Source organism: Paracoccus sp. KR1-242 (genome assembly GCF_049446195.1).
In the GTDB taxonomy this organism is placed as follows: Bacteria; Pseudomonadota; Alphaproteobacteria; order Rhodobacterales; family Rhodobacteraceae; genus Paracoccus; species Paracoccus broussonetiae.
In genome coordinates, this window is the sequence record NZ_JBMSED010000010.1 from 67,567 (window position 1) to 86,653 (window position 19,087).

Sequence of the window (19,087 nt, forward strand, 5' to 3'; positions counted from 1 at the left end):
CGGAACGGCCCAAATGGGCTGCGAGGAATGCAGGGATCCGGCAGGATCATGTTATCCCCGCGCGCCGCGGTCATGTCCAGCATCGGGCGGCGCGTCATGGGAAAGCGTGGCACATGGATCACCATGTGCCACGCCAGTCAGTCTGCAAGGGGGCGGCGGACCGGTTCCGGCGCCCCCTTGCGGGATCAGGGGATCAGTCGGGCGATGATCAGGTCGGCCGCTTCTTCCGGGGTCATCGCGGTCGTGTCGATGCGAATCTCGGCCGAGTCCGGCGCCTCATAGGGCGAGTCGATGCCGGTGAAGTTCTTCAACTGGCCCGAACGCGCCTTGGCATAAAGACCCTTCACGTCTCGGCGCTCGGCCACTTCCAGCGGCGTATCGACAAAGACCTCGATAAACTCGCCCGGCTGCATCATGCCGCGCACCATGTCGCGTTCCGACCGGAACGGCGAGATGAAGGCGGTGATGACGATCAGACCGGCATCGGTCATCAGCTTGGCGACCTCGCCGACGCGACGGATGTTCTCGATCCGGTCGGCCTCGGTGAAGCCAAGGTCCTTGTTCAGACCGTGGCGGACGTTGTCGCCGTCAAGAAGGAAGGTGTGGCGGTTCATCCGCGCCAGCTTCTTCTCGACGATATTGGCGATCGTCGACTTGCCCGAACCGGACAGGCCGGTCAGCCACAGCACGGCGGGCTTCTGATGCTTCATCCCGGCATGATGCTCGCGCCCGATATCGGTCGCCTGCCAGTGGATGTTCTGGGCGCGGCGCAGGGCATAGTGGATCAAGCCGGCGGCGACCGTGTGGTTGGTCATCTTGTCGATCAGGATGAAGCCACCCAGGTCGCGGTTCTCGTCATATGGGGCGAACGGAATCTCGCGGTCCGTGGTGACGTTGGCGACGCCGATGGCGTTCAGGTCCAGCGTCTTGGTCGCCAGATGTTCCTGCGTGTTGACGTTCACCTCGTATTTCGGGGCATGGACCGTGGCCGAGACGGTCTGCGTCCCGATCTTCAGCCAATAGGCCCTGCCCGGAACCATCTCGTGCTCGTCCATCCAGACGATGGTGCTTTCGAACTGGTCGGCAACCTCCAGCGGCGACTGGGCCGCGACGATCACCTGCCCGCGCGAGCAGTCGATTTCGTCCGCCAGCGTCAGGGTGACGGATTCGCCAGCCACAGCAAGATCGCGATCGCCTTCCAGCCCAACGATCCGCGCGATGGTCGAGGTCTTGCCCGAGGGCAGCACCCGGACCGCATCACCCGGCTGGATCGTGCCCGAGGCAACCAGCCCTGCAAAGCCGCGGAAATCCAGGTTCGGGCGGTTCACCCATTGCACCGGCATCCGGAACGGCTTGGCCTGATCGGCGGTAGCGTCGACATCAACGGTTTCAAGATGCGGCAGCAGCGCGGTGCCCGAATACCAGGGCGTGTTTTCGCTGCTCGCAGTGATGTTGTCGCCCTTGAAGCCCGAGATCGGGATCGCGGTGAACTCCTCGATGCCGATGCTTTGCGCGAATTGACGGTAATCGGCGACGATCTTGTCGAAGGCGGCCTGATCGTAACCGACCAGATCCATCTTGTTCACCGCCAGCACGATGTGACGGATGCCCAGCAGCTTCACCAGATAGCTGTGCCGGCGGGTCTGGGTCAGCACGCCCTTGCGCGCGTCGATCAGGATCACGGCCAGATCGGCAGTCGAGGCACCGGTGACCATATTGCGGGTATATTGTTCGTGGCCGGGGGTGTCCGCGACGATGAACTTGCGCTTTTCCGTGGCGAAGAAGCGATAGGCCACGTCGATGGTGATGCCCTGCTCGCGTTCGGCGGCCAGCCCGTCGACCAGCAGCGCGAAGTCGATTTCCTGGCCCTGCGTGCCGACGCGCTTGCTGTCCGCCTCCAGCGCGGCAAGCTGGTCTTCGAAGATCATCTTGCTGTCGTAAAGCAGCCGCCCGATCAGGGTGGATTTGCCGTCATCGACCGAGCCGCAGGTGATGAAGCGCAGCATGGTCTTGTGCTGGTGCGCCTCAAGATAGGCGTCGATGTTCTCGGCGATCAGGGCGTCGGTCTTGTAGATCGGTTCTTGGGTCGTCATGGGGTCACCTGATTTCGGTGGAATTGCTGGGAGAGGCGGCAAAAGGGCTTAGAAATAGCCTTCCTGCTTCTTCTTCTCCATCGAGGCGGCCTGGTCGTGGTCGATCGCGCGGCCCTGGCGTTCCGAGGTGGTGGTCAGAAGCATTTCCTGAATCACCTCGGGCAGGGTCCGGGCCTCGCTTTCGACGGCGCCGGTCAGCGGATAGCATCCCAGCGTGCGGAAACGGACCGACCGCATCACCGGGGTTTCGCCCTCGGCCAGCCGGAACCGCTCGTCATCCACCATCAGGATCAGGCCGTCGCGCTCCACGGTCGGGCGCGGGGCCGAGAAGTACAACGGGACAATCTCGATCCCTTCCAGATGGATGTATTGCCAGATGTCCAGCTCGGTCCAGTTCGAGATCGGAAACACCCGGACGCTTTCGCCCTTGGCCTTGCGGGCGTTGTAAAGCCGCCAAAGCTCGGGGCGCTGGTTCTTGGGATCCCAGCGGTGGTTGGCCGACCGGAACGAGAAGACGCGCTCCTTGGCGCGCGACTTTTCCTCGTCGCGGCGGGCGCCGCCGAAGGCGACGTCAAAGCCGTATTTGTCCAGCGCCTGCTTGAGGCCCTCGGTCTTCCACATGTCGGTATGCATCGAGCCGTGATCGAAGGGATTGATCCCCTTCGCCACCGCCTCGGGGTTCTGATAGACCAGAAGCTCCATCCCGGCCTGCTTGGCGGCCTTGTCGCGCAGCGCATACATGTCCCGGAACTTCCAGGTCGTGTCGACATGCAGCAGCGGGAAGGGCGGCGGCGCGGGATAAAATGCCTTCTTCGCAAGATGCAGCATCACTGCGCTGTCTTTGCCGACGCTGTACAGCATGACGGGATTTTCCGCCTCGGCGACGACTTCGCGCAGGATGTGGATGCTTTCGGCCTCAAGGCGCTGCAGGTGGGTCAGGGTTTTCTTGTGCATTCGAAAGACTCGGTCAGAACAAAGATTGAAACTGATCTAGCGTTGCAATCCCGCGCTGTGCCCCCCCATATGGGGGGTAAATTCGACAACTGGACGAGGACCGGAAGATTTCCGCCGACGAAGACCTGATCCTGGCGCTTTTTGCCGCCGCCTCTGGCTATCCCGTGGGCGATGGACCCGAGGCGCGACAGCCCCGTGCCGACCTGTGGCCCGCCTTTCTTGCGCTGCTGGCGCGCCGCACCGGGGCCAGCGCCGCCACCATCGCGATCGAACGCAATGGCCGCCGAACCGAGATCTGGAGCATCGGCCAGCCCCCTGCCCCCGTGCCCGCGGACTTGGCGCAACTGCGCCGCAGCCGGGTCTATTCTCAGCTGGACCTGCCCGGCCAGCCGCCGGGGCCGGGCTTCCTGCGCGTGCTGAAATGGCCGATGGAACCGGGGGAATACGGAGTCGCGGCGATCCAGCGCCTAGACCGTGACTTTCGCGCCATCGACGCGGTCAAGCTGTCCGAACTGCTGCCCTTTCTGCCGCAGGCGCTGACAAGCTGGCGGCGCATCGCGCAGGAACGTGCCCGCGCGGAATGCGACCGTTTTCTGGCCGGGCGGCTGGCGACGGGCTGGGCGCTGTTCTCGGCCGGGGGGCAGGTGCTGGATCTGTCGGACAGCGCGCAGCGGCTGATCGCCGAGGCCGAGGGCATCCGCCTTGGTCCCGAAGGACGGCTTCAGTTCCGCGACATCGAAGCCGAGCGCCGCTTTCAGGGTGCCATCGCCGAGGCAGGGGCCGTGTCCGGAAGCACGTCGCTGATCCGGATCTCGGAAAGCCCGCTTCTGCACATGGTCGTTACCTCGACAATGCTGGCAGGCAGTCCCACGCCTTTGGGTCTTTTGCGCGGCGAAAGGATGGCACGCGGGGTGCCCGTGCACGAGGTCGCGCGCGCCTTCAACCTGACCCGAAGCGAGGCGCTGCTGGCCCTGCTTCTGGCCGATGGCTTCACCCTGGGCGATGCGGCGCAGGAACTGGGCTGGACGATCCAGACCGCGCGGTCCTGTTCGAAACAGGTCTATGCGCGGCTGAACGTCCACAGTCAGGCCGATGTCGTCCGGCTGATTCACCAAAGCGCCATCTGGTTCGCCTGAAAGACGGGCGCGGCGCGTTCACACCCCGCGCGCGTCCCTCAGGGCCTTTTGCAGCGCCCGGAACGTCGCATAGCGGGCATCATGGATCGCTGCGGCCCCGGCATCGGGGCCATATTCGCGATCCGGGCGCGACATGGCAGCCATCGCCTCGACCATTCCGGGATATTGGCCCGCGGCGACGGTGCCAAGGATCGCCGAACCCAGCAACACCGGCTCGGCCGCCTTGCTTGACAAAACGGGCTTGCCGGTTCCGTCGGCCAGGATCTGGCGCACCAGGTCAAGCTGCCCCGCCCCGCCCGATATCACGATCCGGTCGACGCTCACGCCCTGGCTGTCCTGCGCCTCGATGATCTGGCGCAGGCCATAGGCGATGCCGCACAGCCCCGCGACGTAAAGCGCGACCAGGCTGTGCAGGTCCCGCTCCATCCCCAGCCCGGCGATGACAGCGCGGGCGTGCGGGTCGGCGAAAGGCGCGCGGTTGCCCAGGAATTCCGGCACGACATGCAGGCCCGTGGCAAGATGCACCACATCGGACAGGTTTTCCGCCTTGCGCGCCGCGACCCCCGCCAGCCAGACCGGCAGCGGCTTGCCATCGGCACGGGCGGCGGCGCTGGCTTCGGGCAGGGCCGGATGAAGGGCCAGCAATTGTTCGATCGCCGCGCCCGCAGCGGATTGCCCGCCTTCGTTCAGCCACAAACCCGGCACCATCGCCTGATAGTAAGGTCCCCAGACCCCCGGCACGAAAGCCGGTTCGCGGGTCGAGGTCATGGTGCAGGAGGAGGTGCCGAAGACATAGGCAAGGTTGCTTTCCGGCCCCTCTGCCATGCCGACGGTGCCAATCCCGCCGGCATGGGCGTCGATCAGGCCCGCGCCGACCGGGGTGCCCGGGCGCAGGCCCAGTTCTGCCGCGGCACTCGCGGTCAGTCCTGCCCCCAGCGCGGTGCCGGGCGGCACGATCCTTTGCCCGATCCGAATGAAATCCTGATCGGCCAGATCGCCCAGCCCGATGCTGCGGAAATAGTCGGGATCCCAGCGATCCTCATGCGCAAGATAGGTCCACTTACAGGCCACCGTGCAGCTTGACCGGGTCAGATCACCCGTGGCGCGCCAGCCAAGGTAATCGGCAAGGTCCATGAATTTCCATGCATTACGATAGGTTGCGGGCTGGTTCTCAAGCAACCACAGCAGCTTCGGCGTCTCCATCTCGGGCGAGATCCTGTCCCCGACATAGCGCAGGACGGGGTGGCCGCCCGCGTTGATCCGCTCGGCCTGGGAAATCGCGCGATGATCCATCCAGACGATGATATTGCGCGCATCGTCACCCGACGCGCTGACGGTCAAGGGACGGCCACCTTCGCCAAGCACGACAAGGGAACAAGTGGCATCGAAGCCAAGCCCCTCGATCCGGGCCGGATCAATGCCGGATGCGGCTACCGTTTCGCGCGTGGCGGCGCAGATGGCGGCCCAGATGTCCTCGCTGGACTGTTCAGCGATATCCGCGCCTTCGCGCCACAAAGAGATGTCGCGACGCGCGCTGGCCAGCATCGTGCCCCGCGCATCGAACAGCCCCGCCCGAGCGCTGCCGGTGCCGACATCGATGCCAAGGAAGCAGGGGGGTGCGCTTGCCATGGTGTCAAAGATCGACGCTGTTGGGCAGGATCACCAGATCGCGGATCACCACGTTGCGCGGCCGCGTCAGCATGAAGATGACCGCATCCGCCACCTCGGTCGGCTGCATCAGCGACCCGTTGGCCAGCGCCTCATCCATCTTGGCCTTGGGCCAGTCGTCCAGCAGCGCGGTCACGACCGGACCGGGCAGCACCGCCCCCATGCGGATGCCATGCGGCGCGACCTGACGCCGCGTCGCGTGCAAAAAGGCCTGAACCGCGAATTTCGAGGCGGTATAGATCGGCTCCCACACCACGGGCACCACTCCCGCAACCGAGGAGGTGAAGATCACGTCGCCGGTCTTTCTGGCGATCATCCCGGGCAGGACGGCACGCACGCTGCGGAAGGCCGCGTTGATGTTCAGGTTCAGCATCCGGTCCCAGGCGTCGGGGTCGCCCTCGGCCGCGGGTCCGCCGACATAGGCCCCGGCATTGGCGTGAAAGATGTCGACCGGCCCGGCCAGATCCTCGATGCCCTGCGCGATGCCGTCAACTTCCGCGCCGCGCAGCAGGTCGACGACCAGCGGCTTTGCGTTCGGCCCCAATTCGTCGCAAAGCGCCTGCAGCCGGTCGGCCGCGCGGTCGATCAGCACGACAGTCGCCCCCTCGGCCAGCATCGCGCGCGCGCAAGCCAGCCCGATCCCGGATGCCGCACCGGTGACGGCCGCGACCTTGCCCTTCAATTGATCACCCATTCCCGTTTTCCTTTCCTATGCCCGGCCGTGGCTTGCCCGCGAACGGCGCGCCAGCGAGTCGACGATCACCGCGACCGCCAGGACCGCGCCCGTGATCATGTAGCGCAGGGACGAGCTGAGGTTCAGCAGCGTCAATCCGTTCGAAATCGCCTGGATGACGATGACGCCCAGCAGCGCCGACCAGGCCGATCCGCGCCCGCCGAACAGCGAAGTGCCCCCGATCACGGCAGCCGCGATCGCGTTCAGGTTCACGTCCCCCGTCCCCGCCTGCTGGCTGGACGAAGCCAGCCGAGACGCCGCCAGCGTGCCCCCCAGCGCCGCAAGCATCGAACACAGCATGAAGGCGGAAATGCGGATGCGGTTCACGTTGATCCCCGAACGCCGCGCCGCCTCGCGGTTGCCGCCGACGGCGAACATCGCCCTGCCCCATTTCGTGCGCGTCAGCGCATATTGCATGATGACGACCAGCAGGACGAACAGGCCGAACATCCACGGGATCCCCCGCCCCATGTTCAGGTAATGGACCGCGCCCAGCAGGATCAGCGTCAGCACTGCGACCTTGACCAGCAGGACGGAAACGCCGCCCGGATTGGACAGGTTGACCGCCGCCCGCCGCCGCATCCGTGCGAGCCCCAGCGCCAGCATTACCACCCCCGGCGCAAATGCGAGCACATAGCTGAACCATGCCGGCATGACGTAGATCTGCCCGAACCGCACCATGGGCGAGGCATAGGGCAGGTTGATCGATCCGGTCCCCCCCAGCAAATAAAGCTGCAGGCCCAGCATCGCCAACAATCCCGACAGGGTCGACACGAAGCTGGGCATTCCGAAGCGGTTCAGCATCGTCGCATAGACAAAGCCCATGAACGCGCCCGCGCACAGCGCGACCAGGATTGCCAGCGGCACCGGCAATCCCATCCTGACCCAGACGACGCCCAGGATGGCCGAGGCCAGCCCGCTCATCGAGCCGATGGACAGGTCGATCTCGCCCAGCATCAGCACGCAGACCACACCCAAAGAGATGCATCCCACCGCCGCCGCGTCGAACAGCAGGTTCGCAAGGTTGTTCGGCGCCAGGAAAATCGGGTTCAACGACCAGAAGACCGTTGCGATCAGGATCAGCCCGATGACCACCGGCAGGATGCCAAGATCGCCCGAGCGCACTCGGTCGATGAAGCCGCGGATCGCGCCCGCGACGCCCTGATCCTGGCGCAGGCGACTGTCGGATTGGTCAAGGGCGGTCCGGGTGTTCGGATCGGTCATCTCAGCCTTCCAGTTGTTCATGCTTGCGGGCCTGACGGCGCGAGACCGCGTTTTCGGTCGCGCCGGTAATCGCCGCGACCAACTCGGCATTCGAGGATTCCGCCGTGAAGACGCCATTGTTGCGGCCCAACCGCAGGACCACGATCCGGTCGGCGACGGCGCGCACATCCTCCATGTTGTGCGAAATCAGGATGACGCCCAACCCGCGGTCGCGCACGCGCTCGATCAGGTTCAGCACCTCGGCGGTCTGCGCGACGCCAAGGGCTGCGGTCGGTTCATCCAGCATGATGACCCTGGGGTTCAGCAGCAGCGAGCGCGCGATCGCGACAGTCTGGCGCTGCCCGCCCGAAAGCGAGGCAATGGGTTCGCGGACCGAAGGGATGCGCGCCGCAAGTTCGCGCAGCAGGGTCCAGGCGCGGACCTCCATCTGCACCTCGTCCAAGCTCCAGGGAGAAATTTCCTGTCCCAGGAACAGGTTGGCGACCACATCCAGATTCTCGCACAGGGCCAGATCCTGAAACACGGTCGCAATGCCCAGCTCCAGCGCGCTGCCGGGACTGTCCATCGTCACCGGACGGCCCATGAACTCGATACTGCCCTCGGTCGGCTGGTGGACGCCCGCCAGCACCTTGACCAGCGTGGATTTGCCCGCGCCGTTGTCGCCGACCAGCGCCACGACTTCGCCCGCATGGACGTCAAGCTCGATATCCTTCAGCGCCTGAACCGCGCCGAATTGTTTCGAGACGCCGCGCAGCTTCAGGATCGGGGCGGCGGGATGGCCTGTTTCGGTCATCGCGTTTCCTTTCCGAAGAAATGGCGCGCGCCCGGGGGGACGCGCGCCGTCGAGGCCTATTTCGTGATGCCAAGCTCGCGGCAGGCATCGGCGTAATCGGCGGTGCAGATTTCCTCGGGGGTCTGGATGCCCTTGTCGAAGATCTCGGCCTTGATGTTCTCGCGCGTGACGACGGCCGGCACGAACAATTCGGACGGGGTGTCGTAAAGCGAGGTCTTGGGCTCTGGCGTCTCGCCCTTCAGGAAGGTGGCGACGACATTGGCGGCGGCGGCGGCCACGATCTCGGACGGTTTCGAGATGGTGTTGTACTGGTCGCCCGCGATGATCAGTTGCAGCGCCGCGATGGTCGCGTCATTGCCAGTGACGGGCGGCAGCGGATCGACCCCCGCTGCCTTCAGCGCCGCGATGGCGCCGCCAGCGGTGCCGTCATTGGCCGCGACGATGCCCTTGATGTCTGCGCCGAAGCGGTTGATCTGCCCGGCGGTGAATTCCTGCGCCTTGGGCGGGGCCCATTCCGGCGTGTCATATTCGGCCAGGGTCTTGTATTCCGAACCGTCCAGCGCGGCGTCGATCCCGTCCCGGATCAGCCCCGCCGCCGCATCGGTGGGCGAGCCGTTGATCTGCAGCACTCCTGCCCCGGCGGCCACGCCCGACGCCTTCAGGTGGTCGACCAGCGATTGCGCGATGGCTTGCCCGATGCCCTTGTTGTCGAACGAGACATAGTAATCCGCCGGCGTGTCCGGGATCGGGCGGTCATAGGCGATGACCTTCACATCCTGTGAATGGGCCATCTGCACCAGTCCCGCGGCCGCCGCGGAATCCACCGGGTCAAGAACGACGATCTTGGCACCCTGAGTGATGACCGAGTTGAATTGCTGCTGCTGCAGCGTCGCATCGGCATTGGCGTTCTGATAGATCACCGTGCATTTCGGGCACAGCTTCTCCATTGCGGCCTTGAAGCCGGGGAAATCATGCTCCTCATAGCGGGTCGATGCCTGATCCGGCATCAGAAAGGCGACCGTCGCCGCCTCTTGCCCCAGGGCCGCACCGGCCAGCAGCGTCGTCGCCGCCAGCGAGGCCGCGGCGAGCGGGAATTTGGACTTCATCTTTGTCTCCTCCACATGTCGGGATGCGACCCGCAATGGCCATCTCTCCCCCGGCCCCGGTGTCGTTCCCCTTGTTGCTTCCCCCGGACTCCGGCGCACCGCATGGGTTTGCGCCATCGATGAAGCACGCTTGCTCAATCGATGTAGCAAAGCTGTGGCATTTATGATTACCTGTCAAGATAATCAATTGAGCAGGTATGCGGCTGCGCGTGCCAAACATGGCGGAACATGACCGAAAGCGACGACACTCCCGCGAAAAGGCCGACCATCTATGACCTGGCCCAGATCGCGGGGGCCAGCCCCAGCGCGGTCAGTTCGGTCCTGAACGGCACCTGGCAAAAGCGCCGGATCAGCGCAAAACTGGCCGAGCGCATCAGCCTGATCGCCAAGGAACGGGGCTATGCCGTCAACCTGCAGGCCAGCATGTTGCGCCGCGAAAGGTCGCGCATCGTCGGCATGATCATCCCGAAGTACGACAACCGCTATTTCGGTGCCATCGCCGAGCAGTTCGAGGCGATGGCCCGCGAACGCGGGCTGTTCCCCGTCATCACCTGCACCCAGCGCGACCCGGCGCTGGAGGTCGAGGCGGCGCGCGAGCTGATGTCCTATCAGGCGGAATGCCTGATCGCGACCGGCGCCACCGATCCCGACCGCATCGCCGAGATCTGCGCCCCCGCTGGCATCCGCACGATCAATCTGGACCTGCCCGGCACTGGCGGTCCTTCTGTCGTGTCGGACAATTTCGGCGGCGCGCGCGACCTTGCGCGGCTGATTCTGGACCGCGTGCGGCGCGATTTTGGCAGCGTCTCGCCGCTTTTCTTCATCGGTGGACGCGGACAGGACCACAATACCCGCGAACGCTTGCGCGGCTTTCTGGCCGCCCATGCCGAGCGCGGGATCGATGTGCCCGAAACCCGCCTGCTGATGCGCGGCTATTCCGCCTCAAAGACCGAGGCGAGCCTTGCCGGGCTGGACCTGCCGCAGGACTGCGGGATCTTCGTCAACTCGACTATCGCGCTGGAGGGGGTGATCCGCTGGATCCATGCCCACCCGATCCCGCCCCAAATGCGTTTCGGCTGCTTCGACTGGGACCCTTTCGCGGCATTTCTGGACCAGAATGCCGGGATGATGCGGCAGGATGTGAGCGCGATGCTGGCACAGGTCTTTGCCTTTGTCGAACAGCCCCCGGCGGGCGCCCCCCGGATCGAGGTGCCCTGCATTTTCGAACCGGCCCGCAGCGCACTGGCCGCCGCCGCGGGCTAAAGCCGCGCTGCTTCGGGGCGCGCCTTCCGACAGGGCCCCCTACGCGGGCCAGATGCGACAGGTTCCGAATACCTTTTCCGATACCCGATCCGAGGGTCCGGAGAATATTCTTGTCGTTTTCCCCGACACAATCACCGCCCGCCTGTCGTGCGCGATCGATCTTTGGGATCGCCTGCGGGGAATGGCCCCTCTAATATCCACCGAACAAGTCGTGAATAAGGAGGCGGAGATGACCCCTCGACTCACATATGCAGCCATCGCCCGAAACAGCCTTGCCGGCTCGTGTCGATGCATGTGCGGCTGCTGCCGCGGAACTGCGCTCGCCTGAGGGCCGCGCCCCTTCTTCCCCCTGTCAGCCCCGCCCCCCCAGCCGGTCGTTCCCGGCCGGTCGGCAGCACAATCCCCACGTTTTCAACTTTCCCGCGATCCCGTGCCGGATCGCGTCGGATCCCCCATGCGCCCCGAAAGGATCACAAGATGACCCGACACGAAACCTTTGCCCCCGCCATCCCGGCCACGGACGTACATCCCGTCACCCCGCGTATCGGGGCCGAGATCGCCAATCTGCGGCTGGGCGGGGATCTGCCCGACCAGACAGTCGCCGAGATCGAGGCGCTGCTGCTGCGCCACAAGGTGCTGTTCTTCCGCGGTCAGCACCATCTGGACGATGCAGGGCAAGAGGCTTTTGCGCTTCGTCTGGGCGAGTTGGTGCCGCATCCGACCCAGGCCGTGGTCAAGGGCAGTGCCGCGATCCTGGAACTGGATTCCAGCCGGGGCGGCGGGCGCGCGGATCGCTGGCACACGGATGTGACTTTCGTCGAGGCCTATCCCAAGGCGTCGATCCTGCGCGGGGTCGCGATCCCCGAGGTCGGCGGCGACACCATCTGGGCCAACACCGTCACTGCCTATGCCGATCTGCCCGAAGCACTGCGACTGCTGGCCGACAGCCTGAGGGCGGTCCATTCGAACGCTTATGACTATGCCGCCGAACGCCCGCGCGCCTCGGATCTGGACCGCAAGCACTATGCCGAGGTCTTCGCCTCGGCCGTATACGAGACCGAGCATCCGGTTGTCCGCGTCCATCCCCAGACCGGGGAAAGGTTGCTGCTGCTGGGCAGCTTCGTGCAACGCATCAGCGGGTTGTCGCGCGACGACTCGCAAAAGCTGGTCGAGATCCTGCAGGCCCGGATCACGGCGCCGGAAAACACCGTGCGCTGGCGCTGGCAGGCGGGTGACGTGGTGATCTGGGACAACCGCGCCACGCAGCATGTCGCGGTGAACGATTACGGCGACGCCCACCGGGTCGTTCGCCGTGTGACGCTGCAAGGCGACATTCCAGTCGGTCCCGACGGGCGCACCAGCACCGCGCTGACCAAACCCGCGATCTAAGGAGAAGATCATGACCCGCAAGATCAGACTTGGCGCATTCCTGCCCGGCGGCGGCCAGCACGTCGCGTCGTGGCGCCATCCCGACCAGCCCGCCGATGGCGCGGTCAGCTTTGCCTTCCACCTGCAACTGGCCCGCGAGGCCGAACGGGGCCTGTTCGACGCCTATTTCCTGGCGGATGGACTTGCGACCTCGACCGGGGGCCTGTCCGAGGGCGGTCCGGCCCGTGTCGCCGGGCTCGAGCCGGTGACGCTGTTCGCCGCGCTGGCGCCGCTGACCCAGAACCTGGGCTTCATTGCCACCGCCTCGACCACCTATGAAGAGCCCTATAACACCGCGCGCAAATTCGCGTCGCTGGACCTGATCTCGGACGGGCGGGCCGGCTGGAACGTGGTCACGACCGCGACTGAGGGCGCGGCGCGCAACTTCAACCTGGACCAGCAGCATCCCCACGCGCATCGCTATGCCCGCGCCGCCGAGCATGTGGAGGTCGTGAAGAAGCTGTGGGACAGCTTCGAGGATGACGTCTTCATCCGCGACAAGGACAGCGGGCGCTTCCACGACCGCGACAAGATCCACCCGGCCGCGCATCGGGGGGAACATTTCAAGGTGGCGGGGCCGCTGAACGTCTCGCGCTCGCCCCAGGGACATCCGGTGATCGTGCAGGCCGGCCAGTCCGAGGATGGGCGCGCGCTGGCAGCGGCCACCGCCGAGGTGATCTTCACCGCGCATCAGCGGCTGGACACCGCGCAGCAGTTCTATCGGGACATCAAGTCCCGCGCCGCGGCGCTGGGACGCGATCCGTCCCATATCCTGGTCATGCCCGGTGTCGCGCCCTTTGTCGGCCGGACCGAGGCCGAGGCGCGCGAGAAATACGACCGCCTGACCGCGCTGATCCAGCCCGAGGACGGGGTCGCGCTGTTGAACCAGCTGACCGGCGGGACGCTAGATCTGAGGGGGTTCGACCTTGACGGCCCCCTGCCCCCGGCTCCCCCGACCGAGGGGATGAAGTCGCGTCAGGCGCTGATCCGCCAGATCGCGGACGAGAACGGTTTTACGATCCGTCAACTTTACCAATGGGTCGCCTCGGCGCGCGGGCATTACACCGTGGTCGGCAGCGCCCGGCAGATTGCCGACACACTGCAGGAATGGTTCGAGAATGACGGCGCGGATGGCTTCAACATCCTGCCGCCCTGGCTGCCTACCGGACTGACCGATTTCGTCGATCTGGTCATCCCGGAACTGCAGCGCCGCGGGCTGTTCCGCACCGAATACGAAGGCCGGACGCTTCGTGCGAACCTGGGCCTGCCCTTCCCGACCAACCGCCATGCCGCGGCGCGCGCGGCCCGGCTTGCAGCGGAGTAGCGCGATGAGCATCGAAACACTCGACACGCCTCGTCCGCCCGCCAGACCGGTTCCGGCGCGGGATGCGGCCGCGCGGTTTCTGTCCCGCTGGGGGCTGGTGATCGGCTTCGTCATCCTATGGCAAGTCGCGGGTCGTGCTGGCTGGGTCAGCCCCGCCGTGTTCCCGCCGCTGGACAAGATCGCGGTCGCGCTGTGGCAGGGCCTGTCCAGCGGCGCGCTGATCGACGACATCGCCATCAGTCTGCAGCGCGCTGGAACCGCCTTCCTGGCAGCCGTGGCGCTTGGCATCCCGCTGGGCCTTGCCATGGGCCAGCTTCCGGCGGTCGAACGCGCGCTGGACCCGCTGCTGCAATTCTTCCGCCAGACCTCGGCGCTTGCGCTTTACCCGGTCTTTATCCTGCTGCTGGGACTGGGCGAAGCGTCGAAAGTCTTCGTCATCTTCTGGGCGACGCTGTTTCCGATCCTGCTCGCCACCATTGGCGGCGTGAAAGAGGTCGACCGCAAGCTGATCGAGATGGCGCGCAGCTATGGCGCAAACCACCTGCAGGTGTTCCGCCGGGTGATCCTGCCCGCCTCGATCCCGGCGATCTTCGTGGGACTGCGGCTGTCGGCGACGACCGCCTTGCTGCTGCTGATCGCAGCCGAGATGATCGGCGCGAACAAGGGCGTCGGCTTTCAGGTGATGAACGCCCAGTACAACTTCCAGATCCCGCTGATGTTCGCCGCGATCTTCCTGCTGGCCTTCCTTGGCCTTGCCGCGAATGGCGTGCTGGTCGCGCTGCAGCGCCGGCTGTGCCGCTGGTCAGCCACGGATCGCTGAACACCAATCTTTTCAGATATCAGGACCAAGACCATGAAACAATTCATCCTTTCCCTTGTCGTAACGACCGCCCTGACCGCTCCCGCATGGGCCGAGCAAGTGACGCTGCGCTATCTTGCCAGCCACGGCGGCGTCAGCGCGCATGAACTGGCGCAGGAGCTGGGCTATTTCGACGGCACTGATGTCGTGATCGAGGATGTAGGCTATGCCTCGGGCGGGCCGGAATCGCTGATGGCGCTGGCCGGCGGCTCGGTCGACATCGGCAGTGCCGCGACTGCGGCGGTGCTGAACTCGATCATCGGCGGAAACGAGTTCGTCGCCGCCTACCCGACGAACGGCGTCAACCATGACGTGAAGTCGATCTTCTATGTGCTTGAGGACAGCCCGATCCGCACGATCGAGGATATCAAGGGCAAGACCGTCGCCGTGAACACGTTGGGCGCGCATCTGGACTATACCGTGCGCGAGGCGCTGAACCAGAAAGGCCTGCCCCAGAACGCCGCAAACCTGGTGACGGTGCCGGGGCCGCAATTGGAACAGGTGCTGCGCTCGGGGCAGGTCGATGTCGCGGCCTTTGGCTATTGGCAGACCACGTTCGAGGGCGCCGCGCGTGAAAAGGGCGGCCTGCGCGCGGTCTTTGACGACACCCAGGTGCTGGGCGAGATCGCGGGCGGCTTTACCGTGCTGCGCAAGGACTGGGTCGCCGAGCATCCGAAGGCGGCCGAGGATTTCGTCAGGCAATCCGCCCGTGCGCTGGACTTTGCCCGCGACCACCCCGAGGAAACCCGAGAAATCCTGGCCCGCGTCCTGCAGGAGCGCGGCGAGAACCCCGAGATCGCCAAGTATTTCGCGGGTTACGGTGTGCGTCAGGGCGGGCTTGCGACCGACCGCGACATCCAGTTCTGGATCGACGTGCTGGAGCGCGAGGGCAAGCTGACCAAGGGCGAGCTGAAGGCCGGCGACATCCTGCTGGTCACCGGCACGGAGGTCGCCGGGAAATGACAGCCAGTTCCCAGATCCGACGCGGCGAGGTGGCCCTGCGCCACCTTTCCAAGACCTACAGTCTGAACGGCCAGCCCCTGCCCGTCCTGCGCAACCTGTCGCTTGATATCTGGGGCGGTGAATCGCTGGCCATCGTCGGCCCCAGCGGTTGCGGCAAGACCACGCTGCTGCGCCTTCTGGCCGGGCTTGAGGGCGCGGATGCCGGGCAGGTGGTGATCGATGGCAACCCCATCGCGGGCGTCGGCACCGAACGCGCGGTGATCTATCAGGAACCGCGCCTGCTGCCCTGGCTGTCCGTGCTGGAGAACGTGGCCTTCGGGCTTGAGCTGCGGGGCGTTCCGCGCGCCGAAGCGCAGGACCGCGCACGCCGCTATATCCGGCTGGTCGGGTTGGATGATTTCCAGAATGCCTGGCCGCGCCAGCTTTCGGGCGGCATGGCGCAGCGCGTGGGTATTGCCCGCGCGCTGACCGTGCAGCCCGAGATACTGCTGTTGGACGAGCCCTTGGGCGCGCTGGACGCGATGACCAAGCTGACCATGCAGGATGAGCTCGCCCGGATCTGGGCCGAGGAAGGGGTGACGATGATCCTTGTCACCCATGACCTCGAAGAGGCGATCTTCCTGGCTGACCGGGTGCTGGTCCTGACCAATGACGGCACTGCGCCCACGGTCTTTCCGGTCGATCTGACGCGCCCGCGTGACCGGAACTCGGCCGGGTTCGTGCAGATGCGCAGGATGCTGATGGGCAAGTTCGGGCTGCACTAGCCCTGCTGCCCCTGGGTGGCGGTGGCCGGCATTCTGCCGCCGCCCAGCCTGCCGGACATGTGGAAAACGTCCACGGGGCAGGAATCGATGCAGTTCCCGCAGTTCTGGCAGTCCCCGGACAGGATCAGCGGGCTGCCCTTGCCCTTCAGGGCGGGGACGATCACATGCGGCTCGGGGCAGATGTTGAAGCAGGCGCCACAATCCGTGCAGGCGTCTCGCCGCGCCGCCGATATCCGCAGGATCGAGGCGCGACCGATCACGCCGTAGAAGGCCCCGACCGGGCAAAGATGGCTGCACCAGGCGCGGCGGGACACGAACAGGTCCAGCAGGAACACCGCCAGGATGACCGTCCATCCCAGTCCGATCCCGGTGATGAAGGCGCGCTGCAGCAGGCTGACCGGGTTCACGAACTCCCAGGCAACCGTGCCCGTCACCGCCGAGGCCAGCAGCGTTCCCACCAGAACAGCCAGCCGCGTGCGCCGGTCCAGCTTGCGGTCCCGCGTCAGGCCGGTCTTCTCTCGCAACCAGAAGGCGGCGTCCGTTACCACGTTGACCGGGCAGACCCAGCCGCAATAGGCGCGGCCCCCGGCCAGAAGATAGCCCAGTGCGACGATGATCGCCCCCGTCACCACCGGTATCGCCGGGGACGTGCCGCCGAAGAGGCCTTGCAGCAGGATATAGGGATCGGCCAGCGTCACCACGCCCCCGATCCGGCTGGCGCCGAAATTGCCGCGCGCGATCCAGATCCCGGCCAGCGGCCCCAGCATGAACAGCCCCAGGACCGAAACCTGGCACAGCCGCCGCAGCAGCCACCATTTATGCGACCGCAACAGCCCACGGGCGGCGACGCTTTGGCGCCGGTTGTCAGAGATCAGGCGCCCGATCATGTTGCCCGCCCCGCGCGGTTGCGGCCCTCGCCGCCCAGGCCCAGGTCGCGTGGCAACACCCGGATCGAGGCATGGCCAGTCACGCAATGCTTCTCGCAGGTGCCGCAACCGGTGCAATGGCTGGAATGGACCGTCGGGACCATGATGCGCCGTCCGTTGAACTCGCCCGGTTCAAGCGAGATCGCGTCCCCCCGGATCGGGCAGACGCGCACGCAGATGCTGCAATTCATGCCCTTGTAATTCAGGCAGTCCTCGTGCCCGACCAGCACGGCGACGCCCATGTTCGCGTCCTGGATCGAGGGGATGTCCCTGTCCAGCGCGCCCGTGGGACAGGCCCGCGCGCAGGGAACATCGTGACACATGTAGCAGGGGGTTTCGCGCGGGGTGAAAAAGGGCGTACCGACCGCCGCCTCATCGCCCCATTCCGCCAGCGACAGGGTGTGATAGGGGCAGGCCTCGACGCATAGGCCGCAACGCACGCAGGCGGCCAGGAAATCATCCTCGGGCAGCGCGCCGGGCGGACGGATGGCGCGGGCATCGGCGCGGTCCGTGGCCTCGATCATGGCGATCAGGGAAAACCCGCCGAGGCAGGCGGCACCCGCGCCGCGCGCGATCTCGGTCATGGCGGTGCGGCGGTTCATCTTGCGCTTGCTGGATGCCATCCCCTTCCCCCTTTGTGTCCTGTCCCCGCCTAATTCCCCTGCGCGGCAGCAGCGCGCTTCTGTTCGGCCAGCAGCGGCTCGTATCGCCGGTCGGTCAGCGTCTCGAGGAAAGCAACCAGCGCATCGACCCGCGCATCGTTCAGCGCCAGCCCCGATTGCAACTCGGCCAGGGACAGGTTCTGTCCGATCTCGGCTGGGCCCCAGTCCTTTCCGGTTTCGGGGTTGATCTGCGCGTCTGGGCGACGGCTGGTATACTTGTTGTAGAACAGGACAGCCGTCCGCAGGTCCGAGAAGGCGCCGTTATGCATATAGGGCCCGGTCACGGCGACATTGCGCAGCGTCGGCACCTTCACCCGTCCGGCCTGTGCCGGGTCCGAAATGCCCGGCCGGTCCAGCAGACCGCGATCCAGATGTCCCAGCCCCAGCCCGTTCGCCTCGCGCGCGGCCGCGTTGACCGGGATGCCGATATTGTGGAACTCAAAGCTGGTGAAGGTCTCGTGCTCGACGATGCCCTGCTTTTGCAGCTGGTGGCACAGACGGCAGTTCCAGGTGATGAAGACGGTGTGGCCGAATTCCTCCTGCGGGGTCAGCCTGACCTCTCCGCGCAGATAGCGGTCGTATTTGGAATCGAAGGGCATGAACTCGGCCGTGCCCTGATAGGCGGCAAGCGCATCCGCGGCATGATCGAAGGCAGCGTCGACATCGTCCATCGCACCCGGCCCGAAAAGCGCGGCGAAGCTTTCGACATAACCGGCATCGGCGCGCAGCCGTTCGACCACGGCGGCGCGGTCGGGCATCCCCATCTCGGTCGGGTTCAGCATCGGCTGACCCGCCTGATCGGCCAGATCGTCTGCACGCCCGTCCCAGAACTGCCCGCCCTTGTAGCGGCCCATGCCGTCGCGATGAAAGCCGGGGCTGAGCGCCGCATAGGTCAGCGTCGGCGTGTTGCGGTCACCATAGGACTGCCCATCATCCCCCAGCGAAACCGCACGCCCCGCCGCACCTTCGCGCGGGTCGGTAAAGGCCTGGTCGGGATCGTGGCAGGTCGAACAGGATTGCGTGCCTTCGCGAGACAGCGCTGTATCGTGAAACAGCCTTTCGCCAAGCCCGGCCAGCCCGGCGCCCGGGTCGGACAGCGGCTCCTGCCGTCCGGCGGCGGCGCCGACGACGACGGCCCCCGCCAGCGGGATCGACAGGAACAGCACCGCAAGCAGGCTGATGCGCGGCATG

At 65.9% G+C, this 19,087-nt stretch carries 17 protein-coding genes; 7 read left to right on the forward strand and 10 right to left on the reverse strand.

Features of this window, described 5'->3' with window-relative positions:
* Positions 1-185 precede the first annotated feature (185 nt).
* The gene (gene cysN / locus ACO2Q4_RS15520) at positions 186-2,093 is read right to left on the reverse strand and encodes a sulfate adenylyltransferase subunit CysN (RefSeq protein ID WP_423320397.1); all 1,908 of its coding nucleotides are present in this window, start codon (positions 2,091-2,093) and stop codon (positions 186-188) included.
* Between the two features lie 48 nt (positions 2,094-2,141).
* A complete protein-coding gene (gene cysD / locus ACO2Q4_RS15525) occupies positions 2,142-3,047 on the reverse strand; it encodes a sulfate adenylyltransferase subunit CysD (protein WP_423320398.1) in 906 nt (301 codons plus the stop codon).
* 164 nt (positions 3,048-3,211) lie between these two features.
* Between cysD and ACO2Q4_RS15530 the strand changes: the two genes are divergently transcribed.
* Positions 3,212-4,183 (forward strand): helix-turn-helix transcriptional regulator, encoded by a 972-nt coding sequence (locus ACO2Q4_RS15530; RefSeq protein ID WP_423320400.1) that lies wholly within the window; start codon positions 3,212-3,214, stop codon positions 4,181-4,183.
* An 18-nt stretch (positions 4,184-4,201) separates the two neighbouring features.
* On the opposite strand, the gene ACO2Q4_RS15535 is transcribed toward ACO2Q4_RS15530, so the two are convergent.
* The 5 genes from ACO2Q4_RS15535 to ACO2Q4_RS15555 are packed head-to-tail and all read right to left on the reverse strand — an operon-like array spanning position 4,202 to position 9,707.
* On the reverse strand, positions 4,202-5,812 hold the full coding sequence (locus ACO2Q4_RS15535) for an FGGY-family carbohydrate kinase (RefSeq protein ID WP_423320402.1): 1,611 nt from the start codon (positions 5,810-5,812) through the stop codon (positions 4,202-4,204).
* A gap of 4 nt (positions 5,813-5,816) precedes the next feature.
* Positions 5,817-6,545: an SDR family oxidoreductase gene (locus ACO2Q4_RS15540; protein WP_423320404.1), complete on the reverse strand. Its 729-nt coding sequence runs from the start codon at positions 6,543-6,545 to the stop codon at positions 5,817-5,819.
* Between the two features lie 15 nt (positions 6,546-6,560).
* Complete coding sequence (locus ACO2Q4_RS15545; RefSeq protein WP_395133955.1) at positions 6,561-7,808, reverse strand: sugar ABC transporter permease; 1,248 nt, start codon at positions 7,806-7,808, stop codon at positions 6,561-6,563.
* 1 nt (position 7,809) lies between these two features.
* Positions 7,810-8,601, reverse strand: a complete 792-nt coding sequence (locus tag ACO2Q4_RS15550; protein WP_311759603.1) for an ATP-binding cassette domain-containing protein — start codon at positions 8,599-8,601, stop codon at positions 7,810-7,812.
* 56 nt (positions 8,602-8,657) lie between these two features.
* On the reverse strand, positions 8,658-9,707 hold the full coding sequence (locus tag ACO2Q4_RS15555; protein WP_311759604.1) for a sugar ABC transporter substrate-binding protein: 1,050 nt from the start codon (positions 9,705-9,707) through the stop codon (positions 8,658-8,660).
* A gap of 228 nt (positions 9,708-9,935) precedes the next feature.
* Here ACO2Q4_RS15555 and ACO2Q4_RS15560 point away from each other — a divergent pair, with 228 nt between their 5' ends.
* The 6 genes from ACO2Q4_RS15560 to ACO2Q4_RS15585 all read left to right on the forward strand — a co-directional run bounded on the left by ACO2Q4_RS15560 (position 9,936) and on the right by ACO2Q4_RS15585 (position 16,308).
* On the forward strand, positions 9,936-10,970 hold the full coding sequence (locus ACO2Q4_RS15560) for a substrate-binding domain-containing protein (RefSeq protein ID WP_395133958.1): 1,035 nt from the start codon (positions 9,936-9,938) through the stop codon (positions 10,968-10,970).
* Positions 10,971-11,447: 477 nt separating this feature from the next.
* Positions 11,448-12,359, forward strand: coding sequence for a TauD/TfdA dioxygenase family protein (locus tag ACO2Q4_RS15565; protein WP_423320408.1), 912 nt, complete (start codon positions 11,448-11,450; stop codon positions 12,357-12,359).
* 10 nt (positions 12,360-12,369) lie between these two features.
* Positions 12,370-13,722: an LLM class flavin-dependent oxidoreductase gene (locus ACO2Q4_RS15570; RefSeq protein WP_423320410.1), complete on the forward strand. Its 1,353-nt coding sequence runs from the start codon at positions 12,370-12,372 to the stop codon at positions 13,720-13,722.
* Between the two features lie 4 nt (positions 13,723-13,726).
* On the forward strand, positions 13,727-14,542 hold the full coding sequence (locus tag ACO2Q4_RS15575; RefSeq protein ID WP_423320412.1) for an ABC transporter permease: 816 nt from the start codon (positions 13,727-13,729) through the stop codon (positions 14,540-14,542).
* Between the two features lie 33 nt (positions 14,543-14,575).
* Positions 14,576-15,544: an ABC transporter substrate-binding protein gene (locus tag ACO2Q4_RS15580; RefSeq protein ID WP_423320414.1), complete on the forward strand. Its 969-nt coding sequence runs from the start codon at positions 14,576-14,578 to the stop codon at positions 15,542-15,544.
* Entirely contained in the window at positions 15,541-16,308 is a 768-nt protein-coding gene (locus ACO2Q4_RS15585) for an ABC transporter ATP-binding protein (protein ID WP_423320416.1), read from the forward strand. Before ACO2Q4_RS15580 ends, ACO2Q4_RS15585 begins: the two co-directional genes overlap by 4 nt.
* Here ACO2Q4_RS15585 and napH read toward each other — a convergent pair.
* From napH to ACO2Q4_RS15600, 3 genes are read right to left on the reverse strand one after another with little or no spacing between them, the layout of a single operon-like run.
* Positions 16,305-17,195: a quinol dehydrogenase ferredoxin subunit NapH gene (gene napH, locus ACO2Q4_RS15590; protein ID WP_423320418.1), complete on the reverse strand. Its 891-nt coding sequence runs from the start codon at positions 17,193-17,195 to the stop codon at positions 16,305-16,307. The two genes, ACO2Q4_RS15585 and napH, sit on opposite strands and share 4 nt — an antisense overlap.
* A complete protein-coding gene (gene napG, locus ACO2Q4_RS15595; protein WP_311759612.1) occupies positions 17,192-17,857 on the reverse strand; it encodes a ferredoxin-type protein NapG in 666 nt (221 codons plus the stop codon). The genes napH and napG overlap by 4 nt, the downstream gene beginning before the upstream one ends.
* Before the next feature lie 29 nt (positions 17,858-17,886).
* Positions 17,887-19,086 carry a cytochrome-c peroxidase gene (locus tag ACO2Q4_RS15600; protein ID WP_423320420.1) on the reverse strand — a complete coding sequence of 400 codons (1,200 nt, stop codon included), beginning with the start codon at positions 19,084-19,086 and terminating at the stop codon, positions 17,887-17,889.
* Between the last annotated feature and the right edge of the window lies 1 nt (position 19,087).

What these genes read in the sequence shown, in the direction of transcription:
- ACO2Q4_RS15545 (WP_395133955.1), bottom strand. Translation starts at nt 7,808, where the DNA reads ATGACCGATCCGAACACCCGGACCGCCCTTGACCAATCCGACAGTCGC.
- ACO2Q4_RS15570 (WP_423320410.1), top strand. Translation starts at nt 12,370, where the DNA reads ATGACCCGCAAGATCAGACTTGGCGCATTCCTGCCCGGCGGCGGCCAG.
- ACO2Q4_RS15535 (WP_423320402.1), bottom strand. Translation starts at nt 5,812, where the DNA reads ATGGCAAGCGCACCCCCCTGCTTCCTTGGCATCGATGTCGGCACCGGC.
- ACO2Q4_RS15565 (WP_423320408.1), top strand. Translation starts at nt 11,448, where the DNA reads ATGACCCGACACGAAACCTTTGCCCCCGCCATCCCGGCCACGGACGTA.
- ACO2Q4_RS15560 (WP_395133958.1), top strand. Translation starts at nt 9,936, where the DNA reads ATGACCGAAAGCGACGACACTCCCGCGAAAAGGCCGACCATCTATGAC.
- ACO2Q4_RS15575 (WP_423320412.1), top strand. Translation starts at nt 13,727, where the DNA reads ATGAGCATCGAAACACTCGACACGCCTCGTCCGCCCGCCAGACCGGTT.
- ACO2Q4_RS15600 (WP_423320420.1), bottom strand. Translation starts at nt 19,086, where the DNA reads ATGCCGCGCATCAGCCTGCTTGCGGTGCTGTTCCTGTCGATCCCGCTG.
- ACO2Q4_RS15550 (WP_311759603.1), bottom strand. Translation starts at nt 8,601, where the DNA reads ATGACCGAAACAGGCCATCCCGCCGCCCCGATCCTGAAGCTGCGCGGC.
- napG (WP_311759612.1), bottom strand. Translation starts at nt 17,857, where the DNA reads ATGGCATCCAGCAAGCGCAAGATGAACCGCCGCACCGCCATGACCGAG.
- ACO2Q4_RS15585 (WP_423320416.1), top strand. Translation starts at nt 15,541, where the DNA reads ATGACAGCCAGTTCCCAGATCCGACGCGGCGAGGTGGCCCTGCGCCAC.
- napH (WP_423320418.1), bottom strand. Translation starts at nt 17,195, where the DNA reads ATGATCGGGCGCCTGATCTCTGACAACCGGCGCCAAAGCGTCGCCGCC.
- ACO2Q4_RS15540 (WP_423320404.1), bottom strand. Translation starts at nt 6,545, where the DNA reads ATGGGTGATCAATTGAAGGGCAAGGTCGCGGCCGTCACCGGTGCGGCA.
- ACO2Q4_RS15555 (WP_311759604.1), bottom strand. Translation starts at nt 9,707, where the DNA reads ATGAAGTCCAAATTCCCGCTCGCCGCGGCCTCGCTGGCGGCGACGACG.
- ACO2Q4_RS15580 (WP_423320414.1), top strand. Translation starts at nt 14,576, where the DNA reads ATGAAACAATTCATCCTTTCCCTTGTCGTAACGACCGCCCTGACCGCT.
- cysD (WP_423320398.1), bottom strand. Translation starts at nt 3,047, where the DNA reads ATGCACAAGAAAACCCTGACCCACCTGCAGCGCCTTGAGGCCGAAAGC.
- cysN (WP_423320397.1), bottom strand. Translation starts at nt 2,093, where the DNA reads ATGACGACCCAAGAACCGATCTACAAGACCGACGCCCTGATCGCCGAG.